Here is a 16,589-nt window from a genome sequence, read left to right on the forward strand (position 1 = left end):
GATTATAAAGTATGATAAGGGAGATGGGCGATTGAGCGCAGAACAATTAGTCGAAAAAAGTTTCGTTCTCAACGATTCTCAATTGCAAATTTCGCTGTCGGGCATCAATGACAGCCATTTTAAATTGATCGAAGAAGGCCAAGATGTGGTATTAAAGCCTTTCGGTGGTACGATAAAGATCACCGGTACTGAAGAAAACGTTGATCTAGTCTATCAGATATTGAGTGAGTTGACGGGACTTTTACGTAAAAAAATCACTATAAGTAGTGCAGATATTGTGTCAGCGATGAAGATGGCACAGCGCGGAACATTAGAGTATTTTAAAGATCTCTATACTGAAGAGTTATTAAAAGACCGTCGGGGACGTTCGATCCGGGTCAAAAATTATGGGCAACGCCAGTATGTGCAAGAGATCAAGCATAAAGATCTTGTGTTTGGGATCGGACCTGCCGGAACAGGTAAGACTTATTTAGCCGTTGTAATGGCTGTTGCTGCCCTAAAGCGTCATGAAGTTGAACGGTTGATCTTGACGCGTCCAGCAGTCGAAGCAGGCGAATCATTGGGCTTTTTACCGGGTGATCTTAAAGAAAAAGTTGATCCGTATTTACGTCCGATCTATGATGCGCTAAATTCGATCTTAGGGGCAGAACACACGGAACGCTTGATCGACCGCGGTGTGATCGAGATCGCGCCTTTAGCTTATATGCGGGGACGCACGTTAGACAATGCTTTTGTTATCTTGGATGAAGCTCAAAACACGACTAGAGCGCAAATGAAGATGTTTTTGACGCGCCTTGGCTTTGGTTCTAAAATGATCATCAATGGTGATAAATCACAGATCGATCTACCTAAGGGGCACAGTCAAAGTGGTTTGGTCGATGCGGAAAAGATCTTGCAGGGCTCCCCGTACATCGGCTTTGTAAAATTTGATTCTGCCGATGTTGTGCGCCATCCGGTCGTATCTGAGATCATTCGTGCATACGATAACTATAATTCAATGGAAAATGAGGAATAAAAATGGATCTGGAAGTTTATGATAATACTGAGCAAGTTTCAAGTGAGTGGAAGACGCTCATTTGCGAGATCTTGGACTTTGCGGGTGATTATCTCAAGTTACCCTCAAATACTGAAATGTCAGTCACTTTGATGGATAATGCTGAAATCCATCGGATCAACAAAGAATATCGTGGTGTTGATAAACCAACTGATGTGATCAGTTTTGCGATCGAAGAGGAAGATCCAAATGAGGTTCCAATCATTTTACCGGACGAAGCTGATTTCGAGATCCCTAAAAATATTGGGGATATCATGGTTTCGGTCGATAAAGTCAAAGAACAAGCTGAGTATTTAGGACATTCGCAGGAAAGAGAATTGGGCTTTTTAGTTGTTCATGGTTTTTTACATCTCAATGGCTACGACCACATGCAAGCTGAAGACGAAAAGGAAATGTTTGGCTTGCAAAGAGAAATTCTCGAGGCGTATGGACTTAAACGATAAAGAACAAAAACAGCCGGTCAACAGCTGGAAAAACCGCCATTTTTTCCAGTCCTTGCGTTATGCGCTCGTTGGCTTGAAAACGGCTTATAGAGAAGAGCGTAATCTGCGGTTTCATGTGAGTGCGATAACTTTGGTCGTGATTATGGGACTCATTTTTAATGTGACCATCAGTGAGTGGCTCTGGCTATTTTTGAGTATTTTTTTGGTGATCTCCAGTGAAGTCTGGAATTCTGCCATCGAAAATGTCGTTGATCTAGCTACAAACTATAAACGACATCCACTTGCCAAAAAAGCTAAAGATATGGCGGCTGCAGCGGTCTTACTGGCAGCGATCTTTTCTTTGATCACAGCAACATTGATCTTTGGTCCACATATTTGGCAATTATTTAACTGATATTAATTAGGGAAGTGTATGTTTTGGAAGAAAAATTTCATTCAGGTTTTATTGCGATCGTAGGGCGGCCTAACGTTGGCAAATCGACTTTTTTAAATAATGTGGTCGGACAAAAGATCGCGATCATGAGCGACAAAGCTCAAACAACACGCAATAAGATCCAAGGGGTATATACCACTGATAATGCACAGATCGTGTTCATTGATACTCCTGGGATCCATAAACCACATAGTCGTTTAGGCGATTTTATGGTCAAGTCGGCGCTTTCGACGCTTAATGAAGTTGATGCAGTGATCTTCATGGTCAATGCGGAACAAAAACGCGGTCGGGGCGATGATTTCATCATTGAACGACTAAAAAATGTTAAAAAGCCGATCTATTTAGTGATCAACAAGATCGATAAAATCCATCCCGATCATTTATTAGAAGTGATGGATGATTACCGGGATACTTTAGACTACAAAGACGTCTTCCCGATCTCGGCTTTGAATGGCAATAACTGTGCTGAATTAGTCCACGATCTAGTTGAAGATCTGCCGGAAGGTCCGCAATATTATCCTGAAGATCAAGTTACTGATCATCCCGAACGTTTTATTGTCAGCGAATTGATCCGCGAAAAAGTTCTGCAATTGACACGTGAAGAAGTGCCACATTCCGTTGCCGTTGTTGTCGATCGGATCAAGCGCGAAGATGATGAAAAAGTTTTGATCCAAGCAACTATTGTGGTCGAACGTTCCAGTCAAAAGGGAATTATCATCGGTAAAGGTGGTAAGATGCTAAAAGAGATCGGGACAAGAGCGCGTAAAGAGATCGAATTTATGTTAGGTGATAAAGTCTTTTTAGAGCTTTGGGTCAAAGTTCAACCTAATTGGAAAGACCGTCAAGTCGATCTAAAAGCGTTTGGTTACCGACAAGATGATTATTAATTAAGGAAAAGAGGGGATGATTCTCCTCTTTTTTGAGATTTTTGGGGGTAAAAAGATGGTGCTACAACAAGGCGTAGAGTTTTTAGGGATCGTGGTCTCACGTAAAGACTATAAGGAACGCGATATGTTGGTCAAAATTTTGACCGATAAATATGGCTTTAAAACTTTTTTTGTCCGTGGAGTGCGTAAGCGGGGCTTTAAATTAGGAGCAGCGATCCTGCCTTTTACCCATGGGACCTATCTTGGAAGTATCAGTGATGAGGGGTTGTCATTTATCACGACGACCCGTGACATCAGCCAATATCAACAAATCACCCAGGATATCGAGTTGAATGCCTATGCTTCGTATATCTTAAGTTTAGTAGAACGAGCTCTAACGACGGAAGATCTTGTGAATTTAAGTTGGTTTTTAAGAGTCAAAAAGGCACTTGAGTTGATCGATGAGGGCTTTGATCCTGCGATCATCACTAATATCATCGAGATCCAGTTACTTACCAGTTTTGGGGTCAGACCGCGACTTGAAAGCTGTGTTATTTGCCAAAATACGGAGCGTTTATTTGATTATTCAGAAAGTTATGGTGGTTTGTTGTGTCAGCAACATTGGCATTTAGATCCCCATCGGTTGCATTTGGATCAGCGGACAGTCTATTATTTACGCCTACTATCAGTTGTAGATCTGGAGCGGTTGAATTCGATCAAGGTCAAGGACCAGACTAAAGCTAATTTAAGAAAAACTTTGGATGAGATCTATGAACATCAAGTTGGAATTTACGTGCCAGCAAAAAAATTTCTTGATCAAATGTCGTCATGGGACCAATTTTTTAAGGATAATAAGTGATTTTACAACTAAATATGACTTGACAAAAAAACGCGGTTAAACTATCCTAAAAATATCAATAATGAGACGTTGATAGAAGAGGATCGGTCTAAGGATAGAGTTAGCGAGTCTGAGATGGTGAAAGCAGATATCTATTGAGACATGATTGGCACTTTTGGAGTCTTAACGAATTAAGCTGCTAGTTATACTAGAAGTAGGGTGGAACCGCGATTTTCGAAAATCGTCCCTATGTAGCCAAAGGCGCTACATAGGGACTTTTTTGTGCGTTATTTGGCTGATTCGAAAATAAATCTTTGGAGGCAAAAAGATGGCAGATAAATTGTCAATGCAAGATATTATTTTGACATTACAACAGTTTTGGGCAAAGCAAGGCTGTATGTTAATGCAATCCTATGATACAGAAAAAGGGGCTGGTACGATGAGTCCCTATACTTTCTTACGTGCGATCGGACCAGAACCTTGGAACGTTGCCTATGTTGAACCTTCACGTCGCCCAGCTGACGGTCGTTATGGTGAAAACCCTAATCGTTTATACCAACATCATCAATTCCAAGTGATCATGAAACCTTCGCCAGACAACATCCAAGAACTTTATTTGGATAGTTTACGTGCCTTAGGGATCGATCCTTTAGAACATGATATTCGGTTTGTTGAAGATAACTGGGAAAACCCATCAATGGGTTGTGCCGGTGTTGGTTGGGAAGTTTGGCTCGACGGGATGGAGATCACCCAATTTACTTATTTCCAACAAGTCGGGGGCTTAGAAGTTCGTCCAGTTGCCGTTGAAGTAACTTATGGGCTCGAACGTTTATCCTCTTACATTCAAGACGTTAATTCAGTATTTGAGCTTGAATGGGCCGATGGAGTCAAATACGGTGATATCTTCAAAGAACCTGAATTTGAACATTCCAAGTATTCATTTGAAGAAAGCAACCAAGAGATGTTGTTTGAATTATTTGACACTTATGAAAAAGAAGCTAAAAAGCAGATCGAAAATGGTCTAGTTCACCCAGCTTATGACTATATCCTAAAATGTAGCCATACCTTTAACTTATTAGATGCTCGTGGTGCAGTTTCTGTAACTGAACGTGCTGGTTATTTATCACGGATCAGAAATATGGCTCGAATGGTCGCTCGGGCTTTTGTGGCTGAACGTAAGAAATTGGGTTATCCATTGATCAAAGATGAAGCTTTACGCGCTAAATTGTTAGAGGAGGACAAATAATGGCACATACATTTTTGTTAGAGATCGGATTAGAAGAGATCCCAGCTCATGTCGTTACACCAAGTAGCCAACAATTGGTCAAAAAGATGATGGCATTTTTAGAAGAAAATCGCTTAGACTTTGATGAGATCAAAGCTTACTCAACTCCAAGGCGTTTAGCACTCAAGGTCTTAGGCTTAGCTGATAAGCAAGCTGACATTGAAGAAGAAGCTAAAGGTCCAGCTAAAAAGATCGCTTTGGATGCCGAAGGAAACTGGTCTAAAGCTGCTCAAGGCTTTTCTCGGGGGCAAGGTTGCACGCCAGATGATATCTTTTTTAAGGAATTAAAAGGAGTCGAATATGCTTACGTTAAGAAATTCATTCCTGGTAAGAGCGCTAAAGAAGTTTTAAGTGATGTCAAAGACGTCGTGATGGATCTTAAGTTCCCAACGATGATGCGCTGGAGCACTAATGATTTTGAATACGTGCGTCCGATCAAGTGGCTAGTATCCTTGTTGGATAAAGAAGTCGTAGATTTTGAGATCTTAAACGTTAAGGCTGGACGCCAAACGTTGGGTCATCGTTTCTTGGGTAAGGCGATCGAGCTTACTGATGCTAATGACTATCCAGCTGCTTTAGAACCACAAATGGTGATCGCTGATGCCAAGAAACGTAAAGAAATGATCGTTTCGCAGATCAATGAGCTTGCACAACAAAATAATTGGCAAGTAGTGATCGATCCAGAGTTGTTAGAAGAAGTTAATAATTTGGTCGAATATCCAACTGTCTTTGCTGGAAACTTTGATCAAAAATACCTAACGATCCCAGATGCTGTTTTGATCACCTCCATGAAAGATCATCAACGTTTCTTCTACGTAACCGATGAAGCTGGTAACTTGTTACCAAACTTTATCTCGGTGCGTAACGGGAACCAAGCTCATTTGGAAAATGTGATCGCCGGTAACGAAAAAGTGTTGACGGCACGCTTAGAAGACGCTGCTTTCTTCTATGAAGAAGATCAAAAACAAACGATCGCAGATTATGTTGAACGTTTGAAAAAGGTAATGTTTCACGATAAGATCGGCACGATCTACGAAAAGATGGAACGTGTTCACTTGATCGCACATTACTTAGGTGAAAAATTAGGCTTAAGTGACCAAGAATTAGCCGATCTTGATCGTGCAAGTCAGATCTATAAATTTGACTTAGTAACTGGAATGGTCGGTGAATTTTCTGAATTGCAAGGTGTCATGGGTGAGATCTATGCTAGATTGCAAGGTGAAAATGAAGCAGTCTGTGTTGCAATGCGTGAAGAGTATCTTCCAACTAGTGCTGAAGGTGAATTACCACAGACAAATGTTGGGGCAGTCTTATCGATCGCTGATAAAATCGATAGCATCCAAGCCTTCTTTAGTGCAGGGATGTTGCCAAGTGGTTCTAATGATCCTTATGCTTTGCGTCGTCAAGCTTTAGGTATCGTTCGGATCGCTTTAGCTAAAGGTTGGGCCCTTTCAACCCCATTGTTACAAGCAGCAGTTGAAGCCGCTTATGCTAAACGCCCAGATCTATACGAAAAGATCGCTCCTGCTGAAAATAAAGCTATGATCCAAGATTTCATCGCAGATCGCTTGCAACAGATCTTGAATGGACCAAACTTACGGCATGATGTGCTTGAAGCAGTAATGGCTAATAAAGCTAATGCATTTACATTGGCTCAAAAAGCCGCTGATCTTTTGGCGCAACATTTAACAGATGAAGACTTCAAAGAAAATATCGAAGCTTTGACTAGAGCAAGTCGCTTAGCTAAGAAATTAGATGATCAAAGTGATCTTACTGTTGATACAGCATTATTTGAAAACGAAGCTGAACAAGGTCTTTATGAAGCCGTTGAAGCAGTTAGAAAAGACTTCAAAGTAGCTGATCTTGAAACTAAATTTATTGCTTTGAAGAACTTACGTGAACCGATCAATGCTTATTTTGAAAAGACGATGGTCATGGCCGATGATGAAAAGGTCAAGTTGAATCGTTTGCGTCAATTAGTACAGATCGCACGTTTGACAGCTGTCTTTGGTGCTTTAGATGCCTTGAATACTAAATAATTTTTCTAAGAGTGAGTCTAGTTTTTAGACTTGCTCTTTTTTTCGAGCAATTATGTTGTCTAAGAGCAATGGTACAGCGTATTATTTAGATGTAAAAAAGTTGAAGGATAATTATTTTGTAATAATGCTTGTCAAAGACATGTCAATTTGATATAGTAATTGTTTACGTTTACTCTTGCAATAAAGATATATCTATTATAAAATTAGTATCGGTATAATTTTTATTATGAAAGGTCGTGCTTTGGTGTGCGACCTTTCGTAACTATATTTAAAAATGGGGTGAGGCCGTGGTAAGTCAACGTAGGATACCGACTGATGTGATCGATCAGATCAGATCGGATGTCAATATTTTGGATATCATAGGCCAATATGTCCAGTTACACCGCTCAGGGAGCAATTGGTTCGGATTGTGTCCCTTCCATACAGAAAAAACGGGCTCATTTTCTGTGAATGAACCCAAGCAGTTCTTCCACTGTTTTTCATGTGGTCGCGGGGGAAATGTTTTCAAATTCTTGATGGAGATCGAGGATCTGACATTTCCGGAAGCCGTTTATCGCACAGCTGAGTTAGCCGGGATCGAGCTTGATGCTAAGTATTTACCGCAAAATATTGCTGGTGCAGAAGATACTCAGTCTGAGACCGGTAGATTAAAGCAGCTTTATGCGCAAGCAGGGCAGTTATATCATCACATCTTAGTAAATACTAAGTTAGGACAGCCAGCTTTGTATTATCTGCATGAACGTGGTCTAAGTGATGAGCTGATTGCAGAGTTTCAGTTGGGGTATGCACCTCAAGCTGAGATCTTACAAGCCTTTTTTCATGAAAAAAAGCTTGATGATTATCAAACTTTGCGAAAATCTGGTCTGTTTAGCGAACGTGAAGGTGAAAATCTAGCTGAACGTTTCAATGATCGGATCATGTTTCCGATCAGAAATCAAACTGGACAGATCATTGCTTTTTCAGGTCGACTTTTGACACCTGATAAGAAATTGCCTAAATATCTCAACTCACCCGAGGGGATCTTATTTAATAAGCGTAAAGTTCTCTTTAACTTTGATAAGGCTAAAAAGACGATCAGACATGAAAGTAAAGTCTATCTATTTGAGGGCTTTATGGATGTTTTAGCAGCATGGCGGGCTGGGATCAAAAATGGTGTAGCCTCGATGGGGACGAGTTTAACGAGCGAGCAGATCTATCTTTTAGAGCAAACGGCAAGTAAGCTCTATATCTGTTATGATGGTGATCTTCCAGGGCGTAAGGCTACCAAGCGGGCCTTGGAGTTGATCGCACCATTGAGCAAGTTTGAGCTTGGAACGATCTTATTACCTGAAAAGCTTGATCCAGATGAGTATGTTCGCAAATACGGTCCAGAAAATTTTAAAGATTTTGTGACGTCACATGAACGCACTGAATTAGAATTTTATTTGGAGTATTTTCGGGCAGGGCGTAATCTTGAGACTGAAAGTGATCAATTAGCGTATATCACAGATGTATTAGAGAGAGTTGCGCAGGTCAAAGATCCACTGGCGCGCGATCTGACCATCAATCGTTTAGCCAAAGAGTTTGAGCTAGATAAGAACAATTTAACTAGTCAACTTCAGGCTTTGATGCAACAGGTCCAATCAGAACAACTCAAACAAGATCAAGCAAATTCACTCAAGCGCTCGGATAAGGTCGTCTATAGTACCCAACAGCGTCAAGAAAAAAAACGCTATACCCCGGCTGAACAAGCCGAAAGATTATTATTGTATCGTTTGTTACATGAACATGATGTCTTTTTACGCATCAAGGGTCTAGCTGATTTTTCGTTTATCCATGAAGATTATGAAACGATCTTTTTATTAGCTGATGGATACTTTGACCGTTATTCTGAGTATGAAAGTGCAAGCTTTTTAGACTTTTTAAAAGATGAACATTTAAGGCAGATCATCATCTCACTTGAATTAGGTGATTATGGTGAATCAAACGAACAAGAGATCAGTGATTGTCTAGCATTTATCATGCAGCATTCCCCGTTAGAAGAGCAGATCAAGGCGGTCGAAGCCCAATTAGAGCAAGCCAAACGTTTGGGAGATGCCAAAGCGATCATGGAACAGACGACAAAACTGATCGAATTATTGAAAAAAAAGCAGACAGAGAAGTCAATCATTTAAGGGAGGCCTCTATTTTGGCAGAAGAGAAAAAAAATACGAATTTCGATGCGGTGGCATATAAGAAAGCATTGCGTGAGTTATTACGTGAGTATAAACCAAAAAAAGAAATCAGATATGATGAATTGACTGATAAAATGGTAACGCCATTTCACTTAGATGCCGAACAAATGGACAGTTTGATCGTGCGGGTCGAAGATGCTGGGATCTCAGTTGTGGATGAAAATGGTGATCCAAGTGAACTCAGCTTGAAGAAAGCCAGTCATGAAGAAAAAGAATTAGCAAAAAGTGACTTATCAGCTCCATCTGGCGTTAAGATCAATGATCCAGTTCGGATGTACCTTAAAGAAATTGGCCGTGTCAATCTCTTGACTGCTGACGAAGAAGTGGCTTTAGCTTTACGGATCGAAGAAGGCGACGAAGAAGCTAAGCAACGTTTGGCGGAAGCAAACTTGCGCTTGGTCGTTTCGATCGCTAAGCGCTATGTGGGGCGTGGAATGTCATTTCTTGACTTGATCCAAGAAGGTAACATGGGCTTGATGAAAGCCGTTGAAAAATTTGACTATCGTAAGGGATTCAAATTCTCAACTTATGCAACTTGGTGGATCAGACAAGCGATCACACGTGCGATCGCTGATCAAGCTCGGACGATCCGGATCCCTGTGCACATGGTAGAAACGATCAATAAATTGATCCGTATCCAACGCCAAATGCTCCAAGATCTCGGACGTGAACCGATCCCTGAAGAAATCGGGGCTGAAATGAACATGCCGACCGAAAAAGTACGTGAGATCTTAAAGATCGCGCAAGAACCTGTTTCTTTAGAAACGCCGATCGGTGAAGAAGATGATTCGCATTTAGGTGATTTTATCGAAGATCAAGATGCGACAAGTCCAGCTGAACATGCAGCTTATGAATTATTAAAAGAACAGATCGAAAGTGTCTTAGATACTTTGACTGATCGTGAAGAAAATGTTTTACGTCTACGCTTTGGTCTAGATGATGGCCGGACACGAACTTTAGAAGAAGTTGGTAAAGTCTTTGGGGTCACGCGGGAACGTATCCGTCAGATCGAAGCCAAGGCTTTACGCAAATTGCGTCATCCTTCACGGTCTAAACAATTAAAAGACTTCTTAGAATAGGCTTTGTCAAAGGTCCGCCGATTTTGGGTGGACCTTTTTTTGTCGAGTCTAAAGATAAATGGTAAAATAATCCTTAAGAAACAACGTCAGCGGAAATAAAATGTGGCGCTGAGTCCAAAAAGTAGTAAATGAAAGGAATAGCTATATTTTCGGACCACATTTGGTATAGCTAATAGTAACATGGATGCACATCATCTTTCACAACGCCTCTTATGTGTGGCTGATCTGATCGAAAAAGGAGCACGCTTAGCGGATATCGGTTCGGATCATGCTTATTTACCAGCATATTTGGCTTTAAAGGGTCAAATTGAGTTTGGGATCGCTGGTGAAGTGGTCAAGGGTCCTTATGAAAATGCAAAGCAAGAGATCAAAAAAGAGGGGCTAGAAGATAAAGTCCAAGCTCGGTTGGCGGATGGCTTGAATGCGATCGAGTTAGCCGACCAGATCAATGTGATCACGATCTGCGGGATGGGTGGTACGTTGATCTGTGATATCTTGGAAGCTGGGAAGGACAAGTTAGTCGATCATCCACAGTTGATCTTGCAGCCTAATGTCGGTGAAGAAAACGTCAGACGTTGGCTGTTAGCTAATAATTATCAGATCACAGCTGAATATATCATGGAAGAAGATGGCCACATCTATGAAGTGATCGCAGCAAGCTATACTGATGAAAAACAAACTTTGACACCTGAAGAGTTACAGTTTGGACCTTATCTACTCCAAAAGAAAAATGCTGCTTTTCAAGCTAAATGGCAAAAAGAGATCGCTAAGTTAGAAACGATCTTAAAAGAATTGAATAAAGCAAATCAAGTTCCAGTCGCTAAAAAACAAGCGCTTGAAGCAAAAATAGCACAGATCGGAAGTGTTTTAAATGGTTAAAGTCAAAGATATCGTGGCTCGTTTTGAGGAATTTGCCCCCCAGCGGATCGCCGAAAAAAACGACCCGATCGGATTACAATTAGGCAGTCTCGAGCATGAAGTCAAAAAAATGATGGTCACCTTGGATGTCAGACCAGAAGTTGTGGAAGAGGCGATCGCAGCGGGGGTAGATTTTATTTTTGCCCATCATCCAGCGATGTTTGTTCCAGTAAAACATTTTGATCTAACCGATCCACAAAATCAAATGTATGCCAAACTCATCAAGCACGATATCACGGTCTATGCCGCCCACACCAATTTGGACAATGCTAACGGAGGTATGAATGATTGGTTAGCAGAAGCGTTGCATATTGAAGAAACAAAACCATTACTACCACCTAAAGCTGAAGTTTGGTATAAATTAGCGGTATTTGTTCCTGAAGAACATGCTACCGTTTTACGTCAAGCCTTAGCTAAGGCTGGTGCGGGACATTTGGGCGATTATACGGCATGCTCATATTCTGTAAGTGGGACAGGTCGTTTTAGACCAGAAGCTGGTGCTGCCCCACATTTAGGAGAAGTCGGTCAAGTAAGCGAAGTAGCTGAAGAAAAAGTCGAAGTGGTTTTCCCAGCCAAAATAAAAGCCAAAGTTTTGCAGGCAATGCAAGCTGCGCATCCTTATGAAGAGATCGCTTTTGATCTATATCAAGTCGAAGGCCTTGGCCAAAGTACGGGGATGGGCCGCGTCGGTAAGTTGAGCACGCCGATGACAGTAAGCGAATATGCGGCGTTTTGTAAACAAGTTTTAGGCCTTCAGGGGTTGCGTTTAGTAGCTAAAGATCCTACAAGGGTAGTGGAACGCGTCGCCGTCTTAGGTGGTTCCGGCGCTAAATTTTATCCATTTGCTTTAAAAGCACAAGCTGATGTCTATGTTACAGGCGATGTCTCTTACCATACAGCTCATGATATGTATGAAAGTGGACTGGCAGTGATCGATCCTGGACATCATTTTGAAGCGATCTGTAAGCCTCACCTAAAACGACTCTTTACCCGTTGGAATGAGCAAAATACTTGGCAGATCGAGGTCGTTTCTTCTAAATTAAATACAGATCCATTCACATTCATCTAGCAGAAAAGAGGAATTTTAATGACAAAATATGATAAATTAGTACCGCGCTTTTTGGATTATGTTAAAGTCGAAACACGTTCCGATGAAAATTCGACGACGATCCCATCCACGCAGTCACAAGTTGAGTTCGCTAAAAAATTAGCGGCGGAATTGACGACGATCGGCTTAGAAAATGTCCGTATTTCAGATAAAAGTGGCTATGTTTTTGCTGAATTAAAGAGTAATTTAGCCGATGATACAGGTGTAAAAAAGGTCGGCTTTTTAGCTCATATGGATACGGCTGATTTTAATGCGACTGATGTAAAACCACAGATCGTTGAAAATTATGACGGACAAAGTGATATCAAGTTGGATCCAGCTGGCAACTATGTTTTATCACCAGCCGAATTTCCAAGTTTAAAAAAATATCAAGGGCATACCTTGATCACCACAGATGGGTCAACTTTACTTGGGGCTGACGATAAAGCTGGGGTAGCTGAGATCATTACAGTCATGGAATATTTAGTGGCTCATCCCGAGATCAAACACGGCGATATTAAGATCGGGATCGGACCAGATGAAGAGATCGGTACTGGCTCACGGCAATTTGATGTGGCTGATTTTGGGGCTGATATTGCTTATACAGTCGATGGTGGTCCTTTAGGGGAATTGGAATATGAGACCTTTAATGGAGCTCAAGCCAAGGTCAAATTTATCGGTAAAGATGTTCATCCGGCGACCGCAAAGGGGATCATGGTCAATGCGATCCAGCTAGCAATGGATTTCCATGCTTTATTGCCTAAAGATGAAGTCCCTGAAAAAACAGAAGGACGCCAAGGATTTTTCCATGTACTTGATATGCAAGGCACAGTCGATCAAGCTAGTTTGACTTATATCATTCGTGATCACGATCATCAAAAATTTGAACAACGCAAACAATTGATGAAAGATATCGCAGCTAAATTAAATGAGAAATTGGGTCAAGAGCGCGTTGTACTTGAACTAAAGGATCAATACTACAACATGCGTGAAGTTATCGAAAAAGATATGACAGTCGTTGAACTTGCTGAACAGGCGATGAAAAATCTCGATATCACACCAGAGATCTATCCCGTCCGTGGAGGCACAGATGGCTCAACGATCTCATTTATGGGATTACCGACACCTAATATTTTTGCGGGGGGCGAAAACATGCATGCCCGCTATGAATATGTGTCTAAGCAAGTCATGGAACAAGCAGCTGACGTGATCTTAGAGATCATCAAGTTGGCAGCAACTAAATAGTTTTAAAGCGTGGCAAGTAAGTCGCGCTTATTTGTGAAATGGGGTAGTTAAGATGAATAATGAAGATAATTTGACTTCAGCAGTGCAAGCTGCATTGGGTGAAGCCCAACAGATCGCGATCACGCGTAAACAACAAGAGATCGATGTTGCTCACCTCTTTAAATTCTTAGTACAACCAGGTGAACTTGTCGGTGAGATCTATAAAAAAGCCGGGGTCGACCTTAAAGCCCTTGAACAAGAGATCGACCGTGTCTTAGATCAGTTACCAGTTATTTCAGGTAGCGTCCAATACGGTCAAGCCTTTAGCACGAAGTTATTACAACTCTTGCGTGATGCCGATGAGATCAAGCAAGAATTTAGTGATGAATATATTTCTTTGGATACTTTAGTCTTGGCTTTGATGAAACAGACTTATGATCCACTAGCACGTTGGTTGACCGAGCATGGTGCTACCGCTACTAAACTCCAACAGACTATCACTGAGATGCGAGCTGGCGAACTAGTAACTTCTAAGAATCAAGAAGAACAATACCAAGCTTTGGAAAAATATGGGGTCGATCTGGTCAAACAGGTACGGCAAGGTAAACAAGATCCGATCATCGGTCGCGACGAAGAGATCCGTGATGTGATCAGGATCTTGTCGCGGAAGACAAAAAACAATCCCGTCTTGATCGGGGAACCTGGGGTCGGTAAAACAGCGATCATCGAAGGTTTGGCTCAACGGATCGTTAGAAAAGATGTTCCCGATAATCTAAAAGACAAGACGATCTTTTCTTTAGATATGGGCTCTTTGATCGCGGGAGCTAAATACCGTGGCGAATTTGAAGAACGCTTGAAAGCTGTTTTAAAGGCTGTTACCAAGAGTCAAGGCCAGATCATCTTATTTATCGATGAGATCCATAATATTGTTGGGGCTGGTAAGACAGAAGGCAGTATGGATGCCGGTAATCTGTTGAAACCAATGCTTGCCCGTGGTGAACTGCATTTAATCGGGGCAACGACTTTAGACGAATATCGTGAGTATTTGGAAAAGGACAAAGCTTTAGAGCGCCGTTTCCAAAAAGTTTTGGTCAAAGAACCGACTGTTGAAGATACGATCTCGATCTTGCGGGGGTTAAAAGAACGCTATGAGATCCATCACGGTGTTTCGATCCATGATAGTGCCTTAGTGGCGGCAGCGACCTTATCTGATCGCTATATCACCGATCGTTTCTTGCCCGATAAAGCGATCGATCTAGTCGATGAAGCTTGTGCTGAGATCAGAGTAGAAATGAATTCGATGCCGACCGAACTCGATCAGATCACGCGCCAATTGATGCGCCAAGAGGTCGAAGAAGCAGCTTTGAAAAAAGAATCTGACCCCGCTTCCAAGAAACGCTTAGCCGAAATGCAAAGTGAATTAGCTGAGTCGCGTGAGAAAGCTAATCAGTTGAAGATGCGCTGGGAAAGTGAAAAAGAAAATGTCCAAAAGATAAGTGATAAAAAATCTGAACTTGATCGGGCTAAGCATGAACTAGAAGAAGCGGAAAATAACTATGACCTTGAAAAAGCCGCTAAATTGCAACATGCTGTGATCCCAGAATTGGAAAAACAATTAGCCAAACTAGAGCAAGTAGAGCGTCCCGATAATTGGTTGGTCGAAGAATCCGTGACCGAAGAAGAGATCGCTTCAGTCGTTAGTCGGTTAACGGGTGTGCCTGTAGCCAAATTAGTTCAAGGTGAACGGCAAAAGCTCTTACATTTAGCCGAGAACCTGCATAAGCGCGTGATCGGTCAAGATGAAGCCGTTGACGCGGTCTCAAATGCAGTCCTACGTTCTCGTGCTGGGTTACAGGACCCATCTAAACCATTGGGCTCATTTATGTTTTTAGGGCCAACTGGGGTCGGTAAAACCGAATTAGCTAAAGCCTTAGCTGAAGATCTCTTTGATTCTGATAAGCATATGGTTCGGATCGATATGTCGGAATACATGGAAAAAGCCAATGTATCACGTTTGGTCGGAGCTGCTCCAGGGTATATCGGCTATGAAGAAGGCGGACAATTGACCGAAGCTGTTCGGCGTAATCCATACACGATCGTATTATTCGACGAGATCGAAAAAGCTCATCCTGATGTCTTTAACATCTTGTTGCAAGTTTTAGATGATGGACGTTTGACTGATGGTCAAGGGCGAACGGTCGATTTTAGAAATACGATTTTGATCTTAACGTCTAACTTAGGTTCAGAGATCTTATTGAATAATTTAGAAGCTGACGATAAGATCTCACCTGAGGCTAAAAAGCAAGTGTTAGATATTGCTAAGGCTCACTTTAAGCCGGAATTTCTCAATCGGATCGATGATATCATCATGTTTTCGCCATTGTCGCTCAAGGCTATTGGAAAGATCGTGGATAAGTTCGTTGCGCAACTATCAAAACGACTTGAAGAACAAGAGATCAGCCTGACGATCAGTGATAGTGCTCGGCAATGGTTGGCTCAAAAAGGCTATGATCCTGCTTACGGAGCTCGTCCATTGCAACGCTTCATCACAAACCAAGTCGAAACACCACTGGCACGTGAGATCATTTCAGGTGAGATCTTACCACACAGTAAAGTTGAGATCGATCTAAAGGATGGAAATTTAGTCTTTAATAAGACGGTTATTGAATAACAAAAAAACCGAGGCTACAAATAGTCTCGGTTTTTATTACTTATCAGTTTTCGTTGCCTTTTTTGGGCTTTTAACAAAAGCGAGTAGGCAATTTACGGCGATAAAGCCACCGACCATTGCGATCAGACCGCTTTGGAGTGGTTCAAAGGGACTACCGGAAAGTGCAGAGAGCACATAGCCGATAACTTCACCATAGATAAAGCCCCAAAAAAGAATTGTAAGTTGTTTTGCCATTTGACAACACCTCGCATTCTCACTAAGTAGTTTAGCACAAAGAATTTTAATTTACAACGGACGGCTAGGAGCAATTTTAGGAGACTGTCGCAGTTATCTGTACGGCATATCCCGCTTTTCTGCACACTGTGTAGTCGTGCTCCAGAATGCAACTCCTGGAAAATAACAACGATCAAACTCCGAGGCAAAAAGCGCCTCATAGTTT

The 16,589-nt window shown here is 41.7% G+C and carries 14 protein-coding genes; 13 read left to right on the forward strand and 1 reads right to left on the reverse strand.

The genetic code is table 11. The annotated features are described in order from the left end of the window. Nucleotides 1-31 precede the first annotated feature (31 nt). The 13 genes from FC30_RS08165 (at nt 32) to clpB (ending at nt 16,150) form a co-directional block, all read left to right on the forward strand. Complete coding sequence (locus FC30_RS08165; RefSeq protein WP_056938503.1) at nt 32-1,015, forward strand: PhoH family protein; 984 nt, start codon at nt 32-34, stop codon at nt 1,013-1,015. Nucleotides 1,016-1,017: 2 nt separating this feature from the next. Further along, the gene (ybeY, locus tag FC30_RS08170; RefSeq protein WP_010689128.1) at nt 1,018-1,497 is read left to right on the forward strand and encodes an rRNA maturation RNase YbeY; all 480 of its coding nucleotides are present in this window, start codon (nt 1,018-1,020) and stop codon (nt 1,495-1,497) included. After that, nucleotides 1,481-1,891, forward strand: a complete 411-nt coding sequence (locus FC30_RS08175; RefSeq protein ID WP_010689127.1) for a diacylglycerol kinase family protein — start codon at nt 1,481-1,483, stop codon at nt 1,889-1,891. The genes ybeY and FC30_RS08175 overlap by 17 nt, the downstream gene beginning before the upstream one ends. A 23-nt stretch (nt 1,892-1,914) precedes the next feature. Next, nucleotides 1,915-2,817 carry a GTPase Era gene (gene era, locus FC30_RS08180; RefSeq protein WP_010689126.1) on the forward strand — a complete coding sequence of 301 codons (903 nt, stop codon included), beginning with the start codon at nt 1,915-1,917 and terminating at the stop codon, nt 2,815-2,817. 55 nt (nt 2,818-2,872) lie between these two features. Further along, complete coding sequence (recO, locus tag FC30_RS08185; RefSeq protein WP_029507325.1) at nt 2,873-3,655, forward strand: DNA repair protein RecO; 783 nt, start codon at nt 2,873-2,875, stop codon at nt 3,653-3,655. Nucleotides 3,656-3,962: 307 nt separating this feature from the next. Next, a complete protein-coding gene (gene glyQ / locus FC30_RS08190; protein ID WP_004047915.1) occupies nt 3,963-4,880 on the forward strand; it encodes a glycine--tRNA ligase subunit alpha in 918 nt (305 codons plus the stop codon). Beyond that, complete coding sequence (gene glyS / locus FC30_RS08195; RefSeq protein ID WP_010689124.1) at nt 4,880-6,958, forward strand: glycine--tRNA ligase subunit beta; 2,079 nt, start codon at nt 4,880-4,882, stop codon at nt 6,956-6,958. Before glyQ ends, glyS begins: the two co-directional genes overlap by 1 nt. 287 nt (nt 6,959-7,245) lie before the next feature. Further along, nucleotides 7,246-9,111, forward strand: coding sequence for a DNA primase (gene dnaG, locus FC30_RS08200; RefSeq protein ID WP_033193007.1), 1,866 nt, complete (start codon nt 7,246-7,248; stop codon nt 9,109-9,111). Nucleotides 9,112-9,125: 14 nt separating this feature from the next. Beyond that, a complete protein-coding gene (rpoD, locus tag FC30_RS08205) occupies nt 9,126-10,250 on the forward strand; it encodes an RNA polymerase sigma factor RpoD (protein ID WP_035448208.1) in 1,125 nt (374 codons plus the stop codon). Nucleotides 10,251-10,430: 180 nt separating this feature from the next. After that, nucleotides 10,431-11,129 (forward strand): tRNA (adenine(22)-N(1))-methyltransferase, encoded by a 699-nt coding sequence (locus FC30_RS08210; RefSeq protein WP_010689121.1) that lies wholly within the window; start codon nt 10,431-10,433, stop codon nt 11,127-11,129. Continuing rightward, nucleotides 11,122-12,237, forward strand: a complete 1,116-nt coding sequence (locus tag FC30_RS08215; RefSeq protein WP_010689120.1) for a Nif3-like dinuclear metal center hexameric protein — start codon at nt 11,122-11,124, stop codon at nt 12,235-12,237. The genes FC30_RS08210 and FC30_RS08215 overlap by 8 nt, the downstream gene beginning before the upstream one ends. Before the next feature lie 18 nt (nt 12,238-12,255). Then, on the forward strand, nt 12,256-13,500 hold the full coding sequence (pepT, locus tag FC30_RS08220) for a peptidase T (protein WP_010689119.1): 1,245 nt from the start codon (nt 12,256-12,258) through the stop codon (nt 13,498-13,500). 52 nt (nt 13,501-13,552) lie between these two features. Continuing rightward, on the forward strand, nt 13,553-16,150 hold the full coding sequence (gene clpB / locus FC30_RS08225) for an ATP-dependent chaperone ClpB (protein ID WP_010689118.1): 2,598 nt from the start codon (nt 13,553-13,555) through the stop codon (nt 16,148-16,150). 36 nt (nt 16,151-16,186) lie between these two features. Here clpB and FC30_RS08230 read toward each other — a convergent pair whose 3' ends face one another. Beyond that, on the reverse strand, nt 16,187-16,384 hold the full coding sequence (locus FC30_RS08230) for a YjzD family protein (RefSeq protein ID WP_004047900.1): 198 nt from the start codon (nt 16,382-16,384) through the stop codon (nt 16,187-16,189). Nucleotides 16,385-16,589 lie beyond the last annotated feature (205 nt).

The sequence above is a fragment of the Ligilactobacillus animalis KCTC 3501 = DSM 20602 genome, assembly GCF_001434535.1.
In the GTDB taxonomy this organism is placed as follows: domain Bacteria; phylum Bacillota; class Bacilli; order Lactobacillales; family Lactobacillaceae; genus Ligilactobacillus; species Ligilactobacillus animalis.